At 61.4% G+C, this 23601-nt stretch carries 18 protein-coding genes and 1 tRNA gene; 7 read left to right on the top strand and 12 right to left on the bottom strand.

Going from position 1 to position 23601, the window contains the following annotated elements; genetic code table 11:
• Positions 1-570: 570 nt before the first annotated feature.
• Both N688_RS20705 and N688_RS20710 read right to left on the bottom strand, forming a co-directional pair.
• Positions 571-2688: a glycosyltransferase gene (locus N688_RS20705; RefSeq protein ID WP_052891056.1), complete on the bottom strand. Its 2118-nt coding sequence runs from the start codon at positions 2686-2688 to the stop codon at positions 571-573.
• Between the two features lie 157 nt (positions 2689-2845).
• Positions 2846-3151, bottom strand: coding sequence for a hypothetical protein (locus tag N688_RS20710; protein WP_052891057.1), 306 nt, complete (start codon positions 3149-3151; stop codon positions 2846-2848).
• A 106-nt stretch (positions 3152-3257) separates the two neighbouring features.
• On the opposite strand from N688_RS20710, the gene N688_RS23860 reads away from it, so the two are divergent.
• The 3 genes from N688_RS23860 to N688_RS20720 all read left to right on the top strand — a co-directional run bounded on the left by N688_RS23860 (position 3258) and on the right by N688_RS20720 (position 5912).
• On the top strand, positions 3258-3386 hold the full coding sequence (locus tag N688_RS23860; protein WP_272945050.1) for a hypothetical protein: 129 nt from the start codon (positions 3258-3260) through the stop codon (positions 3384-3386).
• Positions 3387-3604: 218 nt separating this feature from the next.
• Positions 3605-4372, top strand: a complete 768-nt coding sequence (locus N688_RS20715) for a GspE/PulE/PilB domain-containing protein (RefSeq protein WP_052891058.1) — start codon at positions 3605-3607, stop codon at positions 4370-4372.
• A gap of 46 nt (positions 4373-4418) precedes the next feature.
• Complete coding sequence (locus N688_RS20720; RefSeq protein WP_052891059.1) at positions 4419-5912, top strand: alkaline phosphatase family protein; 1494 nt, start codon at positions 4419-4421, stop codon at positions 5910-5912.
• On the opposite strand, the gene N688_RS20725 is transcribed toward N688_RS20720, so the two are convergent.
• From N688_RS20725 to pdxR, 7 genes are all read right to left on the bottom strand, one after another.
• Positions 5887-6642: an RNA polymerase sigma factor gene (locus tag N688_RS20725; RefSeq protein WP_052891060.1), complete on the bottom strand. Its 756-nt coding sequence runs from the start codon at positions 6640-6642 to the stop codon at positions 5887-5889. The two genes, N688_RS20720 and N688_RS20725, sit on opposite strands and share 26 nt — an antisense overlap.
• A gap of 455 nt (positions 6643-7097) precedes the next feature.
• Positions 7098-8024, bottom strand: coding sequence for a hypothetical protein (locus N688_RS20730; RefSeq protein WP_052891061.1), 927 nt, complete (start codon positions 8022-8024; stop codon positions 7098-7100).
• 32 nt (positions 8025-8056) lie between these two features.
• On the bottom strand, positions 8057-9394 hold the full coding sequence (locus N688_RS20735; RefSeq protein ID WP_202901985.1) for an AI-2E family transporter: 1338 nt from the start codon (positions 9392-9394) through the stop codon (positions 8057-8059).
• 432 nt (positions 9395-9826) lie between these two features.
• Positions 9827-9900 (bottom strand) — tRNA-Gln (locus N688_RS20740).
• 83 nt (positions 9901-9983) lie between these two features.
• Complete coding sequence (locus N688_RS20745) at positions 9984-10658, bottom strand: 2-oxoacid:acceptor oxidoreductase family protein (protein WP_052891063.1); 675 nt, start codon at positions 10656-10658, stop codon at positions 9984-9986.
• Positions 10659-10665: 7 nt separating this feature from the next.
• Positions 10666-12729 carry a thiamine pyrophosphate-dependent enzyme gene (locus N688_RS20750; protein WP_052891064.1) on the bottom strand — a complete coding sequence of 688 codons (2064 nt, stop codon included), beginning with the start codon at positions 12727-12729 and terminating at the stop codon, positions 10666-10668.
• A gap of 443 nt (positions 12730-13172) precedes the next feature.
• Complete coding sequence (gene pdxR, locus N688_RS20755) at positions 13173-14762, bottom strand: MocR-like pyridoxine biosynthesis transcription factor PdxR (protein ID WP_052891065.1); 1590 nt, start codon at positions 14760-14762, stop codon at positions 13173-13175.
• Positions 14763-15020: 258 nt separating this feature from the next.
• On the opposite strand from pdxR, the gene N688_RS20760 reads away from it, so the two are divergent.
• From N688_RS20760 to N688_RS20770, 3 genes are all read left to right on the top strand, one after another.
• Complete coding sequence (locus N688_RS20760; protein WP_052891066.1) at positions 15021-15869, top strand: eIF2B alpha/beta/delta subunit family protein; 849 nt, start codon at positions 15021-15023, stop codon at positions 15867-15869.
• A gap of 462 nt (positions 15870-16331) precedes the next feature.
• Positions 16332-17969 (top strand): gamma-glutamylcyclotransferase family protein, encoded by a 1638-nt coding sequence (locus N688_RS20765; RefSeq protein WP_052891067.1) that lies wholly within the window; start codon positions 16332-16334, stop codon positions 17967-17969.
• Between the two features lie 157 nt (positions 17970-18126).
• The gene (locus N688_RS20770; RefSeq protein ID WP_052891068.1) at positions 18127-18420 is read left to right on the top strand and encodes a GYD domain-containing protein; all 294 of its coding nucleotides are present in this window, start codon (positions 18127-18129) and stop codon (positions 18418-18420) included.
• 305 nt (positions 18421-18725) lie between these two features.
• Here the strand turns inward: N688_RS20770 and N688_RS20775 are convergent, their stop codons facing one another.
• Entirely contained in the window at positions 18726-19754 is a 1029-nt protein-coding gene (locus N688_RS20775; RefSeq protein WP_052891069.1) for a gluconeogenesis factor YvcK family protein, read from the bottom strand.
• Between the two features lie 402 nt (positions 19755-20156).
• Here N688_RS20775 and N688_RS20780 point away from each other — a divergent pair, with 402 nt between their 5' ends.
• Entirely contained in the window at positions 20157-20948 is a 792-nt protein-coding gene (locus N688_RS20780) for a PadR family transcriptional regulator (protein ID WP_052891070.1), read from the top strand.
• A gap of 515 nt (positions 20949-21463) precedes the next feature.
• On the opposite strand, the gene N688_RS20785 is transcribed toward N688_RS20780, so the two are convergent.
• Both N688_RS20785 and N688_RS20790 read right to left on the bottom strand, forming a co-directional pair.
• Positions 21464-22360 carry a hypothetical protein gene (locus N688_RS20785; RefSeq protein WP_052891071.1) on the bottom strand — a complete coding sequence of 299 codons (897 nt, stop codon included), beginning with the start codon at positions 22358-22360 and terminating at the stop codon, positions 21464-21466.
• A gap of 160 nt (positions 22361-22520) precedes the next feature.
• Positions 22521-23432 (bottom strand): energy-coupling factor transporter transmembrane component T family protein, encoded by a 912-nt coding sequence (locus tag N688_RS20790; RefSeq protein WP_052891072.1) that lies wholly within the window; start codon positions 23430-23432, stop codon positions 22521-22523.
• Positions 23433-23601: the final 169 nt, after the last annotated feature.

Here is a 23601-nt window from a genome sequence, read left to right on the forward strand (position 1 = left end):
CTCCTCTGCTGCTCTGCTGATAGAACGATGCATACGAGCGGGCAGACGCTCCCATTTCCAACTCAGAAAGGATTGGACCGGGCGACGATACGACAACGTATCAGTGTCTTCCCTCACTGCGCTGTGATGGCAAGCCAAATTGCTGAGACGATGCCCACGAAAGGCCGAATAGCAGCAAGCCCCCCTGCCCGCCACCCTACACTGGCGGCAAGGCAAGACAGACGAGACGAGCAGAGAACAACGGCGCCTGGCAGGTAGGGGGTAGAGCTGAGACGACCTGACCAGACCTGCTTCCTTCTGCGACGAGCACAGGGCTGCCTGGAACAGGCAGCCCCCTGACTGAGCCAGGCAGTCGCCGGCGGAGAGATGGTCGCCCTGCTGTCCCATCCAGAGACGGACGGAAGGACAGAGAGTGAGGCTGAGGAGGTCCTGGCCGGCTGGTCCCGTCGTCGTCTGCGCCCCCCCTGATTCCTCTGGCTGATCCCCCGCTGATACATTACCATACCGGATGGCGAGGAGGCGAGGGTTTCTCTAGCCATCTCAACTTGAGCAGGGGCCACCAGCGTCAGGCTACCAGCGAAAGCTCTCATAGAGCTTGACGAGGCGCCTGGCATAGTCGCGCCAACCAGCAACAGCCTCTAACCGCGGCTCCGCGCAGGAGGTACGTAGCAGCTCCTGAACCACGCTCGAACGGACCTCGCCCAGCGCTCGCTCTAGATCAGCTTCATCGGCGGCATGATAGAAGACTACGGCCTGTGAGGCAGGGAGATCAGCAAAAGAGGGGAGCGCCGGGGCCACGACGGCCCGCCCATAGGAGAGGGCCAGCAGCGCCAACTCCACATTGCCCGCCCGCAGGTGGGAGCGCTGCGGCAGGACCACGGCATCGGCAGCTCCCAGATAGAGCGGGATGTCTTCATCAAGGGGAGGCCGGAGAAAGAGATGCAGCATGGACATGCGGGCCGCCAGCCGCAGAAGGCGAGTGGCCCGAGGACGGTCGGCAGGCGCTCCGACCAGCAGCAGGTGCGGCCCCTGCGAGACATCGCCCGGCACGGGCATGAGCTTTTCCCAGAGGCGGCGGAAGCTCTCGCAGAGATTGAGCACTTCATCCTCACTATGCCAGGCAGCAAAGCAGAGATAGACATAGGGCACGGATGCCGGAATCCCCAGGCGACGATAGGCTTCGATCCGTGGCAGGGGCGCCGCATAGTAGCCCCGAAAACCCGCCGGAGGCAGACCCTGGGTCCGCTCCTGGAGAGAGCGCTCAGGATAGAAGTCTTCGATGCGCTGTGTAGGGACCAGAATGGCATTGGCCTGACGCAATACGTAGCTCTCCAACCAGCGCCGCAGCAGCGAACGGAAGCCACGCGCGCTATGCCACCAGCCCCCACTGTCGGCCACAACCAGCGGCAACCCCAGACGACGCGCGAGCCAGAGGCGCAAGAGAAGATTGAGACCACGCCGCAGGGGCAAACACCAGGCTCCTGGACGCTGTAGCTGGACGATTCCGCAAGCCTGGCCATCCAGACCACGGTGACGCCAGAGCCAGGTCAGGGAAAGATTGGCACGCTCCACCTGACAGGCCAACCCTTCGCGCCGCAGCGCCTGCGCTAACAAGAGGGTAGCCGCTTCGCACTGCGGCGCCATCACCAGCAATACTGCCAGGCTGCCTTCCTGGGGCAAGGGACGCCAGAGTAAGCTCAGACGTTGCTGGAAGCGTCCCCAACAGCGCACGCTCTCCATAGTCAGGTGCAGGTGCTGCGCCGAGGTACCGCGGGCGATGAGCAGGTGAGGCTGCTCCCAAAGGCAGAGGCGCCCGAGCTGCCTGAGATCCGCAAGTAAGGCCCTCCAGGAGAGACAGGCGTTACGCTCCTCAGCCCGCTGAGCGAGAGCCGCGCTTAACTCCATGAGCACCTCAGAACGCCCTTGCCAGTAGGCATGGCCGATAAAAAAGGTGCGGCAGAGGCGCGCGGCATGGGCCCGATGGGCCACCAGGGCCCGTGGCTCATACCAGAGCACATAGCCAGCCGCGTGGAGCCGCCGGCAAAGATCTTCTACACCCAGCCGCGTCGGCACCGCCAGGCGCTTGTCGAGAAGCGGCGAGAAACCACCGACGGCCCGCAGAGCGGCGACCTTCACCGAAAAGCTGCAGCTGCTCAAACTCTGGGGAGCCTTCAGCTGCCGGCGCTCGCTCGCAGGAGCAAAATAGCCGAGCACAGGCAGCAGCTCATCGGTCAGCCAGTAGGGACGAGGCGCTTCCCAATAGAGTTCGACCCGCCCACCGACAGCGTCGGCGCCGGTCTCGACGTAAGTCTGCAGCAGATACTCCAGGAAGCGGGGCGAGGCAAGAGCATCGTCGTCAAGAAAAACGGCAATCTCTCCTCGCGCCACCTGGAGCGCCGCATTGCGCGCATAGGCCAGGCCATTGCGCCGTTCGATCAGACAGCGCACCTGCCAGTCACGCTCGTCCGGCGCCCGGGCCTGCAGATAGCGCTGCAGCACCGCAGGCGTGCCATCCTGCGAGCCATTGTCAACCACGATCACCTCGTAGAGATGGCGCGCCAGCGTCTGACGCCGCAGGCTGGCCAGCGCCGAGAGCACGAGGTTGCAACGGTTATAAGTACAGAGAATGACGCTCAGCTGAGGGGAGCGACCCTTGCCACGCTCGTTCCCTCCCACCTGCTTATGCATAGCCCCTTCCCTCCTGCCTGGTCCTGGAGGCCAAGCCCGTGCGCTTGCCCTCTGCTCATTTCAAGCCTGGAGAAGAATGGAGAAGAAGAGACAGCGATGCACTCACGACTAACCCGGCCTGGACGATGCGCCGCGCCACCCGCCCGGCCCGGCACAGTCAGGCCCGCTCTCCCACTCCGGCAACGATTGCCTCGATATGGCAACAGACCTGCTCTATCCACTCCGGTTCCAGGGAGGTCTCCCCCTCGCTTGCCTCACCCCTTTCCCAGAGGTCGCCAGCAAAGAGAGGCTCAGCCTTCTTCTCTTTATCAGACACAAGGCCCTCGCTAACCTCTTCGCCGACCACAGGAGCCGGCTCGCTCTCCTCGATCCGTACGAAGACGCTGGCATCGGGAACCATGCCCTGGTCCGGGGCTAGCATCGGACTCCAGCGAATTCTCCACCCAATGGGATAATCATTCATACTCCCACTACCTCCCAGCACTTCCTTCTCACCTGCTTCCTTAGCCTCGCTTCATGCTGGCACCGCACCGCTTGAGCGCAGGCCCCGCCTATGAGGAGGGGCGGCCATGATCAGCTCAGCCTGTGAGCGTTCGTTCGCACGCAAGGGGAGAAAGGGAAGCTCTGACCTGGCCGCCGTCTACCTGCCACAGTATGGCATGCTCTCTTCCGCCTTGGGAAGAGAAATTCAGTTGTGACCAGGTAATATCTTTTATTTCCAGGTTAACAATAGAAAACAAGAAATACATATTTTATTCTACTTTTATAAAGCTATTTCAAATTCTTCTCTACCAGAATAGACAACATAATTTTCATGAAAATAGTATACTACATACGCAGCATGTATTGCATGCTTTACCCCGTCGTAGACGGGCGGGCGCGTGGCAGGAAGCTGGCGCCTGTAGAGGAGGATAGCGTGAAGGACGAGGAGCGCACAGGATCGCGAGATCGGGAGGTTGCCTTACCACCGCCAGCGGCCAGCGCAGGCGAGGTGCCAGAGGAAGAGTCATTTGCTCTGATCCATCTCCAGACCAGCGAGCAGTCGGCGGCGGCACTTGAGCGAGCGGTGCGTCGTATTCGGCAGCAGATTCGCGCCAGAGACCTCATTTTCTGTCTAGAGGGCGAGTGTGCACTGCTGCTGCGCTCGGCCACGCTGGCGGGGGCGGAGGCTGTTATGCAGCGACTTCGCCCTCTGCTGGCTGATGTCGAGCATAGCGTGCGCTGTCTCGCAGGAGAGGCGGCGCGTCAGTTCCTGAGCGAGCTACAACGGAGACGGCCCCGCCTGATCGAAGCGGAACAACGAGACCGAGGCCAGCAGGGTTCCAGTCAGGCCAGGCAGAGCGAGGAAGCAGCGGTCGCCGAGGAAGACCAGGGCCAGGCTGGAAGTCAGCTGCCCTACCTGGCCTTTCTCTCCAGCTACCCCTCGCTGCGCCTTCTCCATCTGTTGCCCTATGAGTTGGCCCAGCGTTATCGCTGTGTCCCCATTGGGGCCGAGCGAGGGACCCTGACCCTGGCCACGGCGCGTCGGCTAGACCGCGCCATCCTGGACCAGTTGCAAACGGTGACGCAGCGCGCCATCTTCCAGGTGCGTTGCGAGCCAGAGATGATCAGCGAAATTCTCCACTACTGGGAGCAACAGCAGCGGCGGCTCTTCATTGACCAGTCACCAGAGAACCCGGCCTGAGCAAGACCGGGCCACCCATCACCTCAGCGAGAGAAGGTGAAAAGTTATGACACAAGTGGTCATTCTGGGATTCGATGGCCTGGACGCAGACCTGCTACGAGTCTATGGCCCGGCCCTGCCCCACCTGCGGCGTCTCATGCTGGAGTCGCCTTTCCTCGAACTCACCTCCTGCATCCCGCCGGACACTGTCCCGGCCTGGGGCAGTCTCTACACTGGCCTGAATCCCGCCAACCACGGCCTGCTGTCTCTTCCTATCAGCGGCCTGACAGCACTGGTAGATCACGAGACAGGAGAGCCACCCGCCCTCACGTGTGGCACTACCTTCTGGGACCTGGCCAGCGCCAGCGGTAAAAGGATTTGCGTGCTCAACCCGTACCTGGCTTATCCCGCCTGGCCAGTCAACGGTATCATGTTGGCGCTCTCGCCAGGCGATGGTAGCATGAGTATTGCGCCCGAAGAGCACGAGCTTAGCCTGGTTTTCCCTGCTCTGCCACGCCTGACCGAACAGGCTACACGACGCGAGCAGCTGCGGACCTTTTACCACGAACTGGTGAGCTGCACTCTCCAACAGGCTGCCCTCGGCCTGGAACTGCTGCAACAAGAGCGCTGGGACCTCTTCTTCCTGCAGCTCAACGCGCTGGATATGGTTCAGCACCTTTTCTGGCACTACAGCGATCTCAGCGATCCGGCCTATCCAGGGCAGAGCGAGCACCTGACACGTATTCCAAGCTTCTATCGTCTCTGTGATCATATTGTCGGCGAAGTACGGACAGCACTGCCAGCCGAGAGCATCTTGATTGTCGTCAGCGCCTATGGTCACGGACGGCGCAGCCACCAACGAGTCAATCTCAACGAGTGGCTACGCAGACAGGGCCTGCTCATGGTTCAGGCTCCTGGCCCACGACTGCTAGAGCGTCCCTTTCCAGTGCGTGCGCGTAGATACCTGCCCCTCGACGAGCTGCTGATCCATGCCAGCCCTGGCACGCGCGAACGTCGGCCATCGGCTCGCTCCCAGTCCCGTCTCATCGATGAAGAGCGCTCTCTGGCACGCGCCTTCAGCCTGGGGGGCGATGGACCATTCGGCGGTGTGGCCCTCAATCGTCAGGGCCTCGAGGAACAGGGTCGCGACTACGAGGAAATGCGCGCGTTTCTGCAAGAAGAGATCCAGCGCCTGTGCTCGCGCGGTCGCCCGTTGCTCCGCTGGGTACGCAAACGCGAGGAAGTCTATCAGGGCAGGTATTTGGAGCGGCTGCCGGATCTCCTGTTTGAGCTCCAGGGCGATTTTGCGATCGGCGACGACTTATATGTGCCGCTGCTGACAACACCAGCGGCGAGGCGCACTGTTTCGGGGACCCATCGCAAGGATGGCGTTCTACTCATCGGTAACCTCCTCCACCATGAGCCAAGAGTGAACGATCTGCACGAGATTACGGTGATGGACGTCGCTCCTACGGTCCTCAGCTTGCTCGGGATCAACAACGCGGTACGCTTCGATGGCCAGCCGCTCCTCGCGCTCAGGACCGCCGAGTCGCTGTCGTGAAATAGCGCTCAGGGAGCGGACGAGCAGTCACCACGCGGTCACTCGCCTCGCTCATGAGAGCCTGACGCAAATTGGAGAGGGCACTCTGGATGCGCTTCTTCAGCGTATTCTCGGAGATGTGCAAAGCGCGGGCCATTTCTGGCAAGGTCATCCCGCTGTAGTAGTGCAAGACAATAGCAACACGTTGCTTGGTAGGCAGCTCTTCGACGGCTCGCGCCAGATCCCAACTGCGTTCAATCGAGCCTTTGTGCAGCTCAGCAGTGCGGGCAAGCAGGTCCGTCTCTAGATCACAGAGCGCCTGGCGCAGGAAGGCACTGGAGCGCGCCAGACGCCGCTTGAAACTGATACACTGATTGACTACGATGCGTACCAGCCAGGGACGTAACGCACCGGCTTCACGCAGATCAGCGAGGTGATGCCATGCCTGAATGAGCGCGTCTTGTACAATGTCTTCAGCAGCGTCTCGATCACCCACGATCATGAAGGCCGTCCGCAACATCAGCGAGCTGTACTGCAAGGCAATGTCGCTGAAGGCGTCTCCGTCACCACGCAGAACCCGTGTAATGAGTAGCTGCTGCTGGTCAGCCTGCTCCTCTCGCTCGCCGCTCGCTGGCTCCTCTCCAGGGAAACCTGGCGTGGGCGCAGCCAACAGCGGCCCCACAGCGGGCGTCATGGCTGCTGGTCCCGCCGTGGCAAGCTGGCATTCTTGATACACCGTGAGTGAGAGCATGGTCTACTTAACCTCCTGCGTATGCAAACCACATACAGATATATAACATAGTATATACAATAAAGCAAGGGATGCATACCTATAATTGTCTGTATAGAAAACCTTTGTATAAAGTTGAGCATACTTTTTGTGTGCATCGTGTAGACAATCGCCCGACAGCCCGCTCTGCGGTCTACCAGCATCCCGGCAGCATCAGGAAAATAAGAAGCCCCATCGGACGTCTTTCCCCGTTACACGTCACTCCCCTCTCTCCCTGGTGAGCGCCAGAACTACCGCACGCGACGGCTGACCACTTTGCCTTGTCCTAGGCCGCTTTTGACACAGACAGCGAGGAATATTGCTGATCACCAGCCAGAGCAGCAGAGAAGACGAGGGTGATGCGAAACTTCGAGAAAAAGAGAAAAGGCAGTCGAGGATTATATGGTGTGCTTTTGTAGTTGCACGGGCGGATCGTTCTACAATGGAAGAGAGCCGCGGGCGGCGGCCAGCACTGCTGTGCGGCCCTGGTGCTGCTCCAGGGTTAAAAAGCGTTGGAGGCCCTGACCATAGAGATCGCGGCGACGCAGCAAGCGCTGGGCCATGCGCTTCTCGCCCAGGGCGAGCAAGACATGGTAGGCTGTCCACTCAGCAAAACCTTCTCCTACCAGGAGTGGTAGCCCTTCCAAACCCTGCCAGGACTGCCAGGCGTGAGCCAGCTCGTGGGCCGCCACTGCTTGAAAGAGATCGCGCGGTAAATAGTGCTCGATGTAGATATCCTGTTCCTGGCCCTGCTGGAGAAAAATGCCGAGCAAGTGGGGATTGCTCGCCGCGCCTTCCTCACCGGGCTGCAAGCTCTCTCGACGCTGCTGATGCAGCTCTTGCAACAGCGCGCGCTCGCACAGGTGGAGACGGGGCAGCACAGGCAGGGTCAGCCCCGGTTCTTGCGGCAGCAGGAGAAAGATGCGCTGGTAAAGTGGCGCCGCCTCATTCGGGCTAGCGACCGCCTCAGCCCAGCAGGTGGCACAGCGGTATGACTCGCCATGTCGTCCAGGCAGCGAGCGCCCTTGCTCATTGATAGGGGCCTGGCAGACGTCGCAGCGGGGGCGCTCCTCCAGGCAGCGCTGGCAATACTTGAGCGGCGAATCCCCTATCATGTAGGCGGTTTCCAGCAAGGCCTGCCCACAGCAAGCGCAGAAGGCTATCTGGGCACGGCAACTGGGGCAGAGCAGCGCCCCGCCCGCCCACTCCAGGTGCCGCCCTGGTAGAGCACAGCGCTGACAGCGTGGCACTGTGCTCTCACAGGTTGGGCAGATGACCAGCCCATTGGAGTAAATCAGGTATCGCTCTACCAGCGCCAGCGGCGTTCCACAGAGGTGGCAGAAGCGAGGGTACCTGCGGCTCATGACACTGCGTTTTCACTGGATGTGCTTCGGCGTTAGAGTAAGTGATCCGAGACTGAGGGAGCCGGCGGCACTTCGCGCGGGCCTCCTTGTGCACTGACGGCCCCGGCCCCACTCGCAGCGCTCGTCTCCTCAGCCCCCTCCTTCTCGACCATTGACGAGGCCGACACGCCCACCCCGATTGACTCCGCCTTCACGGGGAAGGAGGTCGGCGCTGGCAATGGCACCGGTGGCTCCTCAAATTGCTCTGGATTGAGGCTACGCCACTCTTGCCAGACGGCCACCAGTAGCGCCTGCAGCATACCCGCCAGGGGAGCGGCAAAAATGGCTCCGATCACCCCGAATAGTTCAGCCCCGGCCAGCAGCGCAAAGAGGGAAACGACCGGATGCAGGCCAACAGCTCGCCCGACGATGCGTGGCCCGATGACATCCCCTTCGACGATATGCACGCCGATGAAGTAGGCCAGCACCAGCACCGCCGTCAGCCAGCCCTGGCTGAGCGCGATGAGCACACAGATCGCCCCCGAGGTGAGTGTCCCCAAGACCGGGATAAACTCTAGCAGGAAGGCCAGCACCCCCAGCAGGACCGCATAGGGAACCTGCAGGATGAACATGCCCAGGCCAACCAGCACCCCTACCAGCGTCGAGAGCAGGAGCTGACCACGGATATACCCCCCAACCACTCGCTCGACTGTATCCAGAAAGAAACGGGTCCGCGCCCGCTGCCGCGTCGGCACACCACGCCGCAACCAGCGCACCGCGTGTTCGCCGTCAATGAGCAGATAAATGCTCAGCACCATCACAATGACGATGTCGAGGATACCCTCGAAGACGCCTGTGACAATCGGCAAGGCGCTGGTGGCTATGTTCTCTAGCTGGTTAAAGAGCTGCTGGCGCAGATCACTTAATTGGCTTGAGCTGATGCCAAAACGATTAAGAATCTCTTCAAGTGGGGTCACCGAGCCACCCGGCCTCGGAGTCAGCATCTGCTGTACATAGTGCGCCAGGGAGAGAATCTGCTCGATCGTGGTTGTGATCACAAAGTACAGAAGAACACTTAGCCCGCCAAGCACTACAAGATAGACTAGCAGAATAGCGATAAGCCGGGGCATAAAGCGTTCCAATAAGCGCACTGCTGGGGCAATCGCATAGGCCAGTAAGGCAGCGATTACCAGCATCAGCAGCGAGTGCGCAACATGGCTGATGCCCCAGAGGACCAGGACGCCGAGGGCCATCCAGGCCAGAATGGCCAGTGGAATATCACGCCGGCGCGTCCAGCGAGCAGCGGAACGCATCTCCTCTTCGAATGCTGTTTTGCCGGCTGGTTCTAACGATGCTCTATGAGAGGGATCAGTGCCAGTGCCAGTCGACATCGATGATGATGCCCCTTTCTTGAGAGTCTTGCTTGTTTGCTTGACAGGATCAACCAGACTCCTTCCTCATCAACCTGAAGGCAGGAGCTTCTCGCAGTCGATCTTCGCTCCGGTCTCGCCTCCTGGCCCTGATGTTTCTTTAGCAGCACTCTATTCTATTGAAGCGTGAAACCATAACACGGGCCGAAGGGAAGACGCACATCAAATAGAAAACGTACCTACTTGTTATACGACAGAGCCAGCCAATCGTTTCGGAGGTTTTTTTCGTCGTCACCCTCACCTGCGAATTATGTGCTCTGCCTGTGCGCTCTCGTCTTCCTGAGCCAATCTGCGGAGCGGACTAGGTTGGCTTTCTCTCCCAAGACCAGCCGGTAGGCGCAGCTGCCAGCCCGAAGGCAAATAAAAAAGGAGAGGCGTTCGTGCCTCTCCGACTGGCTGGGGTGCAGGGATTCGAACCCCGATTGGCCGATCCAGAGTCGGCAGTCCTACCGTTGAACGACACCCCAACAGACTGGTATGTCAGACAGCAGCGGTTGGTCTGGCCTTGACCGTGCTTGCGTATGCATATTACCGCAACCACAGGGATTTGTCAAGTCCCTGGCAGCGGCCTGAGCAGGGTGCCGCGCTGCCAGGCGCAAGCGAAGAGGCGCCCGGCCACAGCAGCGATGGCCGGTTCTTCCTCCAGGTGCCGGGTCAGAGCGTGCTCCAGGGCGGCGCGAGGGAGCAGGTCAATGGCGCTGCAGCAGACAGCCAGCATGAAGAGGGAGAGCAATCCAGCAGGAACCTCTTCATCTTCCGCCGCCCGCTCTCCGGCTGGCGATGGCGACCAGCCAGAACAGCGCGGTTCCACAAAGATGCCCTTCATCCCTCGCTGCTGTAAAGCGGCAGTCAGGGTCTGCTGGTCAGGATAGGGCTGGCCGCGCAGGCTGGCTGCCAGCGGAGGTCGGCGCCAGGTAGAGATGAAAGCCAGGGCTCCGACCCGTGCCAGAGGAAGTATGCGCAGCGCCTCGCTCATCTCTAAGGCGATGAGCAAGTCGGCCTGCCCGGGGGCGATGCGTGGCGTAGAGGCCGGGCCGAAGCGCAGATGACAGCAAGCGCTTCCTCCCAGGCGGGCCAGGCTCAGAGGAGCGAAGGTCTGCACTGTCAAGCCAATTTCGTCGGCGGCCAGCGCCAGTATCTCCAGGGCAGTCTGTAGCCCCTGACCGCCGACACCGGCCAGAACCAGGGCTTGCCAGGGTAGCTCAAGCTCTGCGGATTCGGGCATCAGCGTTCTACTCCCGCACGAGAAGGGATGGCCAGGCTGAGGTCAGCGCTTTCTGCTCGTTGTGGTCGCTGGCCGCACTTGCCAGCGGGCTGATGGCCTCGAACGGGCAAGCGGCAGCGCATAGCCCACAGGCCACGCAGCTCAGAGGATCAATGTGTACCCGTCGCTCGCCCTTGCCTTTCGGCCCCTCGCCCTCGCCTGGGCCGCCCTCTGCTGGTACGAGCGCCACAGATGGACAACCGACCTCATAATAACAGGGCAGATCGTCGCAGCCCCGGCCAGCGCAACAGCGGGTTTCATCGACCTGAAACGGGGCCGTCTGGCCGGGCAACAAGCGACCTGGAACCGTACACGGTGCGCGCGCAATGACGACTGCCACGCCCCGGTAGGCCAGAGCCTCGCGCAGCGTTGCCATCGTGGTCTCTAGCTCATAAGGATTGACCTCGCGTACAAAGGTCACGCCACAGCCGCGTACAATTGTCTCAATGTCGGCCCGCGGCCTGGCTCTTGGTTCGGCGCCGTCCTGCCACGATCCTGGATTCGGCTGCTGCCCCGTCATCGCCGTCAGCCCATTATCGAGCAAGAGCAAGGTCAGATGCACTCCGGCCTGTACCGCGTTGAGCAGGCCGGCAATGCCACCGTGAAAGAAGGTGCTATCGCCCATCGCCGCCAGCACCGGGCGCTCAACGCCAGCGTACTTCAGTCCCTGAGCAATTCCCAGGCTGGCCCCCATCGAGACCTCGGTCCAGCAGACCGAGAGAGGGGCATGCATTCCCAGGATCGTACAGCCGATATCTCCCGCCGTGATGACCTCCTCGGGCTGATAGCCAGCGGCCTGTAGGGCGCGCCTGAGCGCGTAGTAGGTCAGACGGTGCGGACAGCCGGGGCAGAACTCCAGGGTACGCGGCAAGGGAGCTAACAAGCCACCCGCCTCCGGGGGAGCAGACAACTGCTGCGCCAGGGCCTGGGCTTCAGCGGCGGCGTCCTGGTAGCCAGCCGTCTCCAACAGGACAGCCAGCGCCTGCGCCACTTGCGCCTGGTTGTACTCGCCCACACGCGGCAGCAGACCGGTGCGCTTGCCCAGCAAGCGCGCCTGTAGATTGTGCTCTGCTATCAGGGCTGCCACCTGGGTCTCGATCAGTGGCTCCAGCTCCTCCAAGATCAGCACGGCCTCCAGCGGGGCCAGGAAGGCTCGTAGCTCTTCGCCGGGCAGGGGATGAATCAGGCCCAGTTTGAAGACCGCCAGTGGTGGCGCTGTGCTCAGGCGAGCCTGGACCTCGCTCAGATAGGCTGCACTCACGCCAGCGACCACTACCCCGATGCCCCCCTCCCGAGAAGCAGCCGCCACTGAACCAGTCGGCTCCTCGCGCACATTGGCCACACTCAGCAGCCTACCAGCCTTCTCCAGGCGCGCCAGGGCAGCAGCATGTTGCTCGCGGCACCACTGAGGCACAGCCTTCGTGAAGCGTGCTATATCCCGCTGGAAGCGAGCCGGCTGCTCCACGGCAGGACGCTCGACAGGCGCTACTCTGATCCAGGCTTGAGAGGCCGCCACCGCCGTTGTTCCCAGTAGCAACACCGGCGCCCCCGTCTCTGCCGAAGCCTGGAAAGCCAGCCGGGTCAGCGCATAGGCTTCCTCGGGACTGGCGGGCATCAACAGCGGCAGGCTCGCCAGGAGTGCATAGTAGCGCGAATCCTGCTCAACCATTCCATAGAAGACCCCGACATCATCCACAGCATAGACCACCAGGGCCCCATTGACACCACTGTGAGCGATCGAGAGCAGCGAATCCGCCAGAACATTGAGGCCCGACATCTTCATTGTCACCAGGCTCTTCCTGCCGGCCCAGGCAGCTCCCGCGGCTACCTCCAGCGCCACCTTCTCATTGACACTCCACTCAGCGGCCAGGCCATAACGCGCCGCCAGCGGCAAGAGTGCCGCCAGTGTCCCACCGCCAGGATTGCCCGGATAGCCGGTCGCCACCTGGACACCAGCCTCCAGGGCAGCTCGCGCCACCGCCTCATCGCCGCTCAAAAACAGCCGCTTGCCCGGAGCGGTCAGACGATTCAACTCCAGACACACTCCTCTCGTTCTTGGCTTTTGTACCGTCGGCCTGCCTCACGCAGTCAGTCAGCCGGCCAGGGATCAGACCAGGTACCCGCAGCCGGCTCGCCAGGTTCGCTTGAAAGAAAGACCAGAGTCAGGGACCAGGTGCAGCCAGCACACCAGCCCGACGCTGCCCAGGATGCGCAGGAGTAAACGGCACCCTGGAGGCCTGCCGGAGCGCACGATCGATCAGGTGGTGCCTGGTTGGCAGCTCACAACAAGCGCTAGCCAGCATCAGCGAGCGCCAGGGGAAGGAAGACGATCCCGGTCCAGCCACATCAGGTCGGCCTGGCCGGTCATCATTTTCCGATACCGGGCGAAGGCTGTCAACAAACGCCTGTTAGAGCAGAGTGTCAGCCAGCGCTGGCGCAGAGCCAGGTCCCGAGCGGAGGCGACAAGGTGTGCTCTCAGACCATCGGGATATGCTCAGGAGGAGAGGAACGGGCCAGCTCTTGACCGCGCTGCAGTAACAGACGCTTCAACACCATGCCAATACGGCGAATCCCTTCTTCGATCTGCGCTTGCTGGGGATAGGCATAGCTCAGGCGAATATATTGTTGGCCGCCACCATCGACGTGAAATGGCTCGCCGTTGAGCAGGGCCACCCCTTCAGCTGCTGCCTCACGCAGCAGCGTGCGTGCCCGCAGGCCAGTCGGGAGGCGGCACCAGAGATGAAAGCCTCCTCCTGGCGGGGTCACCCGTATCTCGCGGGGCCAGTAGCGCTCAATGGCCTGGAGCATAAGATCACGCTTGCGCCGATAGGCGGCACTCAGGCGCTGCAGATGCCCATCCAACCAGCCACGCCGCAAAACCTCAGCCACCAGCCACTGACTAAAGGCATTGGTGTTCAAATCAAAGATCTGCTTATGCAACGAGAGACGCTCAATCATCGGGACCGGTCCGGCCAGCCAGGCTACCCGCAGGCCCGGCGCCAGCATTTTGGAGAACGTGCTCAGGTAGATCACCTGCTCGCTGCTATCGAGGGCCTTCAGCGGCGGAGGTGGCGGCGTATCGAAATACAGCTCACCGTAGGTATCATCCTCCAACACTGGCACCTGATAGCGCCGACAGAGCTGCAGCAAGCGCCGTCGGCGCTCAGGCGACATCACCACGCCTGTCGGATTCTGAAAGGTCGGCAGCGTATAGATCAGCCGCGGACGATGGCGCGCTAGCACGCTCTCCAAGAGATCCAGACGCAAGCCTTCAGCATCCAGCGGGATACCAATGACCCGCGCCCCCAAGGCCCGAAAAGCCTGAATGGCCCCGATGTAGGTGGGAACCTCGACCACGACCTCATCGCCGGGGCGCAGCAGAAAACGCCCAACGAGACCGATCCCCTGCGTCGAGCCAGACAGGATTAAAATATGCCCGGCATCTACAGGCACTCCCCGCCGGCGCATCCGCAGAGCCACTTGCTGACGCAGACTCTGCAAGCCCTCTACCGGGCAGTAGCCGAGCGCCTCCTGACGAGCAGGCAAGAGCGCCTCCTGACAGATCTCGCGGAACAGCTCCGCCGGCAGCAAGCCAGGCTCAGGCATGGCGCTGGCAAAGGAGATCATCCCGCCGTACTCAGCCAGCGCCATCAGCTCGCTGAGCAAGCGGGCATCAGGCCCAAGCACCTCGCTCTCGCCGGCGGAGAGTCCCAGCAGCCAGGAAGGCATTTCTGGCTCGCATTCCTCATCCTCCAGAGCGAGCAGGCTGCGACGGACCAATGTCCCACGCCCCACATGCCCCTCGATGAGGCTTTCGCTCGCCAACTCGTTGTAAGCATTCATGACCGTTGTACGATTGACACCCAGCTCGCGTGCTAAGGCTCGCTCCGTGGGCAGACGGGTCCCTTCGGGCAAGGACCCAGAGAGGATCGCCTCACGCAATTGGTGATAAATCTGCCGATAGAGCGGCACACTGCTGCTGCGATCAAGCCGAACAAAGACGGAGGCGGCAGGAGCAGCGGACCACGGGCGTGAGTGGGGTTCAAATGGGCGTGACTGTGGCATACTTTCCCCCCTCCTGCATTGGCTCATACCAATAGCAGTGTAGTGCGCCAAGCAGCGAATCACAAGAGCCAATGCCGGCGATCCAAAGTGAACCAATCGGAACCTGATCAAATCAGGAGAGAAGGCCCCTAAAGAGACCTCGTCAGGCAAAGTCAGCTTTTCTGACCCTTGGCACGCCTTAAGAGAGCGCGCGATAATAACTAGTAATGGCAGCGACCAGGCCCGAAAGCCAAGATCCAACCATGAAGGGAGAGAAGCATGAAGAATCTCCAGGAGCGCATTGAGGCTGTGCGCAATGACCGCGAACATGGCTCACGTTGGCTGGTGGGCGAGACCATTGCCATCCTGGAAGAGCTGGCCAGCGCCCCAGACAGCTCACCAGAAGAGAGGCTGGCCCAGGTGCGTGCTGCCGGCGAGGAGCTGCTGCAGGCCCGTCCAGCGATGGCCGCCATCGCCGGGGCAGTCCGGCGTATCTTACAAGCATCAGGAGGACCGGCAGGCATGGCACTGGAGGCAGCGCGCTTGCGCGAAGAATATGAGCGCGCACCGCAGGCAATCATCGCTCATGCTCGCCCACTGCTGGCCGGTACCCTGATGACGCATAGTCTCTCGGGAACCGTCTTGGAGGCTCTACACGCCTGCACCTCCCAGATCAAACGGGTCATTGTCCTGGAGGGGCGCCCCCGCTATGAAGGCCGCGAGATGGCCCGCCGCCTGCAGGCCTTGAACCTGGCCGTTACCCTCATCACCGATGCCGAGGCGGCCATCTTTCTTCCAGAGTGCACGGCGGTGGTGGTCGGCGCCGACAGCGTCCTCGCCAACGGCGATGTCATCAACAAAGCCGGTACCGCCCTCCTGGCCTGGGCTTGCCGCGGCTACGGCATCCCTTTCTATGTCCTGTGCGAATCCCTGAAAATCTCCTCCCAGCCCTGGACAGGTGATCTCTCCCTCCTGGAGGAGAAAGAGCCAGAGGAGGTACTGGAGGAGCCTACCCCCGGCATCGAGGTGCGCAACTTCTATTTCGATCGCACCCCCGGCGAGCTGGTCACCGCTATTGTGACCGAGCGCGGCTTTTTTAATAAGGAGCCGCTCAGCGACTTTCGCTAGCCACAGGTCCTGCAGACTTGGCGAAAGCGACACAAATGTGTATCCTATCAATTGCAGTAGTGGAACCATCTCTTACAGCATCTCCGCATTATGCTCGCTTGCTCAAGCAAGGCGAGTAGGATCAGGCAGAGAGGGACCAGGGCAGGGGCGCTAGCGAGGACACAGCCCCAGAGCTGCAGAGCCGAGGCGAGACCACACATAGACCAGGCGAGGGCTGGGAGGCCCGTCCTTCTCTGTTCTGATCCCAGTGCCGTCAGAGCGCGGAGCTTGCGGCCCGGCACGGAATGACAGACTGGCCGGGCACTGGCCAGGGTGGAAATGAGGCTCTACGCCAGGTCATGACCAGGCACGACACGGAACGGCGCGGCGCACTGCTGTCGTCAGGGGCGATGATGGGCATGGGCGGGACGAGGGCTACGCACAGGCCAGGCACCGCGCCTGCAGTTGGAAGGGGGAAGTGATATGCACGGTGATACTGAGCAGCCGGCTCAGGGAGAGTGGCAGGAGAGTCAGTCAGGCGAGGCACAGCCAGCGCACGAACATGAGCGGGAGCGCGAGGCTCCGATCGAGAGAGAGCGAAGGGAGAGAAGAGAGATGCGTGAGGGACGCGAGGGGCGTGGAGAGAAGCGGCGACGAGCTGACGATTTTGTAGCGCCAGGTGTGCCCATTGTGCGCAGCAGTACGCCACGCCCGCCTTCGCTGGCGCTGGGCGAGGCGGCGAGCACCTTCGGCCCCCGTCTGACGGATGGCGGCGCCCCCTTTCCCGAGGAGGCCCCGGCTGCGCCTCCCGTCCCCGAAGCATACAGCTCGTTGGAAGAGACGCCGCTGCCAATCGCCAGCCAGGCGATGGAGAAGGAGGACGTGGCCGCCTCAACACAGCCGGGACAGGAGCGCAATGAGTTTCTCTGGCTGTTTGAGTACGGCCCAGAGATGGATACGGTGGTGCTGAACAGTCCCCAATTGCTGGATGGGCTGGCACTGCCGTACGGACCAGGGATGCTCAAAGGCTACGAGCTAGGTTTTGGCACAGTGCGCACAGCCACGGGCGAGGTTGTGGCCTCGATTCTGCCGAGCAGCGACCCGGCTGCCGCTGTCTGGGGCATGCTTTATCGTGTGCCGCGTCGGCTGGCTTTGCCGGCAGAGGACGGCGTGGTCCCCCTGGATAAGGCTCACGATGCTGTTCCTCCAATCGGCCTCTTCGAGCCGCTAACGGTGGTAGTCCACGAGCCTCTCCGCCAGCGCGAGATTACCTGCACAACCTACATCGCTTCGGCAACGGTTCGCAAGTATTTCCAACCATGTCTACCCGAGCGCTACACAGGCGATCCCTATGTGCGGCACCTGCTGGAGAGCGCCCGCCGTCAGAAGCTGCCGGAGAGCTACCTGCTGGACCTGGAAGGCCGGGCCAGCCCTTCCCCTGCGTCAGCAGGGGGAAGGAGCGCACGCGGACTCGCCAGCGGGCCAGGCGGGCCGGCGATCGCCCACCATCTAGCGCAGAGCGATGAACTGGATACGGAGCCAATCGTGGCCGTCTCAGGCAAAGATGAACGAGAGCGGCCTACCCCGGCTTTGCCGAGCCAGACCCAGGCGCCAGGGACAACCCTCCCAAAGTCAGCGCTGCCAGCCCCAGCGCAGTCCGCAGGCCCGGCTGAGCCACCGCCTGCCCCCGCTGCCACCCGCCCGGCTCCGCAGGGCTGGCTACTGGCACTCTCCGTCTATCATGCTCTCTTGCTCCTGGCCGTGCTGGCCCTGGCCATCAGCGAGGGGCTGGGCTTTGGACAGGCGGTCTTTACGCCAGATTTCGCCCCCTTCGGCGTGCCCTGGCTGGTCCTGGCTTACGGTCTGCTCGGCGGTTGCGTCAGTTGCCTGGTCTCTCTGCGCCAGTCCACCTCACGGAGCCAACCCCTCTTCTTGCTGATCACCTGGTTCGTGCGCCCCTACCTCGGGATGGTGCTGGCCATGCTGGCCTACCTCTTGCTCGATAGTGGCCTGGTCGTTCTTGGTTCACTGCCCGGACACACCAATGCTCTCTTCTCGCTGGTGGGTATGCTGGCCGGCTACTGCGAACATCGCTTCTTTTTTCAGCGTCCATCAGCCTGAAAGAGGGACAGTAGAAAAATTACGATTAAGAAAGGATTGACAGGCTGGCAGTAGAGCTTGTGAAAGTGCAATTGGGAGTGTACAATTGCAACAGAAGGCTGACCCCGTAGCGCTCCATCTTGAGTTGAAGACCTGTCAAGGGCGAGGAGGTCCTTCGATGCCAACCTACATCAGCCTGGTCAATCTGACTGAGCAAGGGATCAGGGAAGCAAAGAACGCCCCCGAACGTCTCCAGATGTTCGAGAAGGCGCTCCAGGAAGCAGGAGGCAAGCTGATCGGCTTCTATCTGGTCATGGGCCAGTACGACTATGTCATCATTACCGAGGCTCCTGACGATCAGACTGCCGCGCGCTTGATTCTTGGTGTCATCGCTCAAGGCAGCCTACGAAGCCAGACCATGCGAGCGTTTCCGCGGGAGGAGTTCGAGCAGATCGCCCGCACTTTACCCTAAAGGGGAGAAGCCCCGCAAGCGCTCAGGCACAGGAGAGAACGCAGGCCATCAGACGAGGCGAAGCCAGCTATGTGCGCGAGGCCAGAGGCTGGCCTGGCTGGGTGCCTGGCCCTGGCCGTCTGCTCTCGAGCGGCCTCCTCGCACACTACCACACTGGCAGCTCTCGTCTGACCTGGCCGCGGCCCCAAAGCGTGGCGCCACCCCCAGCCGTAGCTGGCAGCTGGCCCTCGGCCTGGAAAAGGGACAGAAGCCGAGCGCAAGCCGATGCGGCAGGATCAGAAGGGAGAGATTCCGGCTGGCTGGAACTAGAAAGGATCGGATGAGAAAATAGCCTTCACCAGCCGCTCGGGATCGTGACGGGCCAACATATCATCTTCAAGATTGAAATGGCCAATGACGACGTTTGGCACCAGCCTGGCTAAACGAGCACGATCGACGACCACCGGCTCGCTCTTCTCCTCAGCGTAGGTGCGGAGCACTTCGGGAGGGAACGGGCCATCGTTGACAATCACGCGGTCGACGCGGCCCCCAAGGTAGCGATAGATCTCGCTGACAAAATCAGAGGCCTTGTAGCCGTCGGTCTCCCCATGCTTGGTCATGAGGTTGCAGACATAGACTTTCTCGGCTTCGGACTCACGCACGGCACGCGCGATGTCCTTGACGAGGAAATTAGGGATGAGACTCGTGTAGAGATCACCCGGACCAATGATGATGACATCAGCCCGGCGAATGGCACGAATGGCCTGGGGGCAGGCCGGCGCGTCCTCGGGCACCATGCGCAAGCGGACAATGGGCGAGAGCGGCCCCAGATTCTTTTTGCCGCGCGTGTCAATGTCGGTCTCGCCACAAATAGTGGTGCCATCCTCCAGCTCAGCGCAGATGGTGGTCTGCGCCAGTGTGACCGGCAGCACCCGCCCGGCGGTGTTGAGCAGCTCTTGCGCATCCTCAATGGCCAACATGAGATCGCCATTGTTGATGTCCTGGAGACCCTTGAGAATGAGATTCCCCAGGCTGTGGCCACCAACTCCCCCCTTCCCTTCTCCCTGTTCATCTGTGCTCTCAAAGCGATGCATGAAGACCTCGCGCCACAGCGCCCCATTGCGGGCCAGAGCAACGAGCGACATGCGCAGGTCCCCCAGCGGCAATTGACGCCGAAACTCATCCATGAGGCGACGCGAGCTTCCTCCACTGTCGGACATGGTGACAATGGCGCTGATGTTGTATGGGTACTTTTTGAGATGCGAAAGGAGGGCGAAGGTTCCAGAGCCTCCGCCAATGGTGACGACTCGCTTTCCGACGTGCCGCTCTCCTGGGCGATAATACTGTTCTGGCACCTCAGATCTCCTGTGGCTGATTCCAGTCTCAACTGACAAACGACGTCTACCTCTCTCGGCAATTTTCTTAACCTAAGAGAAACTATACACGGTCGGTGAATGCTGTCGACAAGTCTCTCGGCTCTCTAGTACATGGGGCATGTTAGCTGGCTGCTGTCTACCCTACACCGCCAGCCGGCTCTCCCACTCCCACGCGCTTCTCTCTCCGTCAGTTTATCCTATCACGCCCCCCTCCCTTCTGCAAGCGGGCTGCTTTCGATCCCTTGACATAGATACGATATATCGTTATACTAAACACAGTGGTTTTCGATATATCGTTATCTCGTAGCGCCTTGGGTGACCCTCACTCACCAGCGAGGGGGTCCGACGCTGGAGATAGAGCAGAGAAAGGAGCTCCGTTTCATGTTCGGTCGACGCTTTGTCTGGCAGTCTTACGGTTGGGATGATGGTGGCTCGTTCCCCTGGCAGCGCCCTCCTACCCCAGATCTTCCACGCTTCTGGCAGGCACGCCGTGGGCGGCCTCCCTTCGGCCCAGGTCCACACGGCCCGCACGGCCCGCATGGTCCACACGGCCCCGGCCCGCGCGGTCCCGCCGCCTTCTTTGAGCGTCTGCGCTTCTTTGGGCGCGGCGATCTGAAATATGTGTTGTTGGAGCTGCTCCAGGAGCGCCCCATGCATGGCTATGAGATGATGAAGGTGCTGGAGGAACGAGCCGGCGGCTTCTATAGCCCTAGCCCGGGTTCGATCTATCCAACTCTGCAAATGCTGGAGGATCGCGGCTTCATCACCTCTAGCGAGGCCGAGGGGCGCAAGGTCTATACGATCACAGAGGCCGGACGCGCTTTCCTGGCCGAGCACCAGCGCGAGGCGGAACGCTTCGGCCCAGGCTGGCCACTGCACGCGGCTGGCGCTCGTGCCTGGTCGCCAGAGCTACAGGCGCTGCGCCAGGAGGCCGGCGAGGTGGCTCGTCTCTTCATGATCGCCGGACGCTCCGCCGTGGGCGATCCTAACCGCCTGTCACGCCTGCGCAGCATCCTCGAGCGCACGCATAAGGAGCTGACTGACCTGATCTATGGCTCGCCTTCCTCCACCGCCAGCAGCAGCCCTGCCGGCTCCTCCAGCGAGAGTAGCCGCGCGGAAGAAGGTCCTTCCTCTTCGTCAGCGACTAGCGACGAGCCTCCCGCTCAGTCTTAGGACCGCGGCTCTGAGGCTGGCCCGCCAGCAGCAGGCGAGCCAGCGCAGGCGGGGCAGATTGACGACGAGCGGGGTCGGCCACTTCAGGCCAGGCCCGACCCCGCTTTGTCCCCTGGAAAACGCGAGACGAGAATGGACGACAATTGCTCCTCAGCGAACCGGGACAGATCTCTGAGACCAATGAGCACTTTTGTGCAGCTACGCTCAAAAGCTCTGCCTTATTCACACAAGCTCCCAAGGTTCCCGTGCCGAGTGTCGTGAGTGCAGCTCTTCCTTGCAACACGAGGGGCAGAGAACCTGGGGTACCTTATATCCAATCTCTCCTATATATCTTGTGTTACAAGAGGCATTTAGGTTATACTGTAGGGGACGGGAGTCGCTCTACCACTCTGTGGGCGCGGTGGTGGGGATTCAGATATCCCGTTTCTTTCTTTTTTTGGGGGAGAGGCAGGGAGGAGAGGAGGAGAGCAAGAGGAAGGACTGCGCCAGCCTGAGCGGCGACCCGCCCGCCAGCGTCAGGAGGCAGGCGCAGGTCGCAGCCGTACCAGGATGAGGCCCAGCCATAACGTCCAGAGAGCGAAGAGCAAGAAAGCCGGTGTCGTCAAAAACGCCTGACCGCTGGCCGGTGCCAGAGCCACCTGCACGGCACTACCAATCAGGAAGAGCGCCAGCAGAATCGCCACATAGCCCAGAGCCACCCAGAGCGGCGGCCAGAGCTGCAGGCCACTACGCACAATCACGAAGCCGAACAGCAGCATTGCCAGCGCCAGGAGCAGCCCGCCAGCCGTATTGCTTACGAGCGAACAAATGCCCACCACCAGGACAAAACTCGGCGTCAGCACGGCCTCAGCCGTGAAAGTGCGCGCCACCCCTATCTGGTAGACCGTACTGGCCAGATTGCCCAAGACCAGCAAGAGAAGACCCAGCATGCCAGCCCAAGCGGCAATGACCGCGAAGCCCTTCCCGCGCCAGGGCACGGCCAGCAGCTCTTCGGCAGTCTGCGGCAAGGGCTTCTCGCCGGCAGCAACATCAGTCCGTGGGCCATCAGCGATCTCCGCCTCTGCGGCAGGGGGGACTTCCTCGCCCGTTGCTGCACCGGTTCCCTCCTCCTCGTCGCGTCCCAAGACCTCCTGGGCAACAATGATGCGAAAGAGCGTGAAAGGCAAGCTCAATGCAAGAGCGAAGGCTGCCATCTGCAGCAGGCGATAGAGAGCGAAAGACCAGATATGCAGATGCAGCCAGAGAAGATAGCTAGCAAACTGACCGTGGCTGGCCGCAGCCAGGGCCTCACCATAGCCATGCGGCAGCAGCCAGAGCCACTGGTAGAGCGGCGCCCCAAGCAGCAACAGCAGCCCCCCAAGCACATAATAGGAGCCATTGATCCGCAGGCGTGTCAGAAACGTACGTCTCATCCGGGACCTCATTCGCCTAAAAACAAGCTGTCGTCTATATCATAGCAAGAGAAGCCGAGTCCCGACACGGCCTGGGCCATTCGGTCTGCAGTGCAGTGCAGTGCAGGTCGGCGGCTTCAGCGACGAAAGCCACCGACCGCCGACCTCGCTCATCTCCGACTCAACGCAGGAGAAAAGCTGGCAGGCCCTGCTCATGGAGAATGTGCAGCGGACCACTGACGTAGAAGTTACCGAGAATGTTGAGGGCCGTCACCAGCACAAAAAGCGCAACGATCAGAGCCATCAACAGGCGATCGAGCGGACGAGTCTGCAGCTCCGTCAGCCAGGTGCGTCGTCCCACCCCAAAGCAACGCAGCTCCATTGCATTGACAATATCTTCCGCTCCCACTACCGAGCCGATCACAATGGGCACCACCAGCGGGGCCAGGCGGGCGATCCTGCCGAAGATACCGCCGCGCAGCTTATCCAGCTCGAAGCCCCGCGCGCGCTGCGCATCCAGCGTCACACTGAAATCGCGGGCCAGCGTCGGCAGGAAGCGGAACGAGAGATCGATGGCATAAGCAAACTGATCCGGCAGGCCCAGCTGCTTGAAAGCCACTCCGATCTGGCCAGGATTGGTTGTATAGGGGATCACCACCGCCAGGAAGGCAATGCTGAAGTTGCGCAGGCCCATCGTCAGCATGTACGTAATGCTCTCTACGCTGAAGATCAGCGGCTTCGGGCCAACATAGGGAGGATGATTGAGAAAGCCGAAGAACGGCAGCGAGAACAGTTGATGCTGGTGGCTCAGATCGATTCCCTGGACGATGGCACCGCCGGAGAGAAAATAGTTGCCAAAGACCAGGATCACATTGAGAAAGATAATGAAAAGCCAGGCCCGCCTCGTCTCCGACCACTTGAGGCGTGCCAGGGCATAGTAGCAAGCTGATCCCACAAAGCCGACCAGAATCAGCCAGACATTCGACGTCTGAGCCGCGGCCAGACCATAGGCCAGCAGCAAGAGCAGCTTGACCCGTGGATCAAGACGATGAATAGGCGTATCACGCTTGATATAAGGGAGTGCTATGAGCATGGCACATGCTTCCTTCTGCCAACACCACAGAGCAAGAGAGAGAAGGGAGAGCGGCGACAGGAGAGCCGAGAGCGAGACCAGCGACAGCCCCTATCGTCGGTCCTCCCACCCCTCTCCCCCTTCTCCTCGGTCACTCATCTTCGCGAGAACAGAGCCGATTCTCTGATCA

Source organism: Thermogemmatispora carboxidivorans (genome assembly GCF_000702505.1).
In the GTDB taxonomy this organism is placed as follows: Bacteria; Chloroflexota; Ktedonobacteria; order Ktedonobacterales; family Ktedonobacteraceae; genus Thermogemmatispora; species Thermogemmatispora carboxidivorans.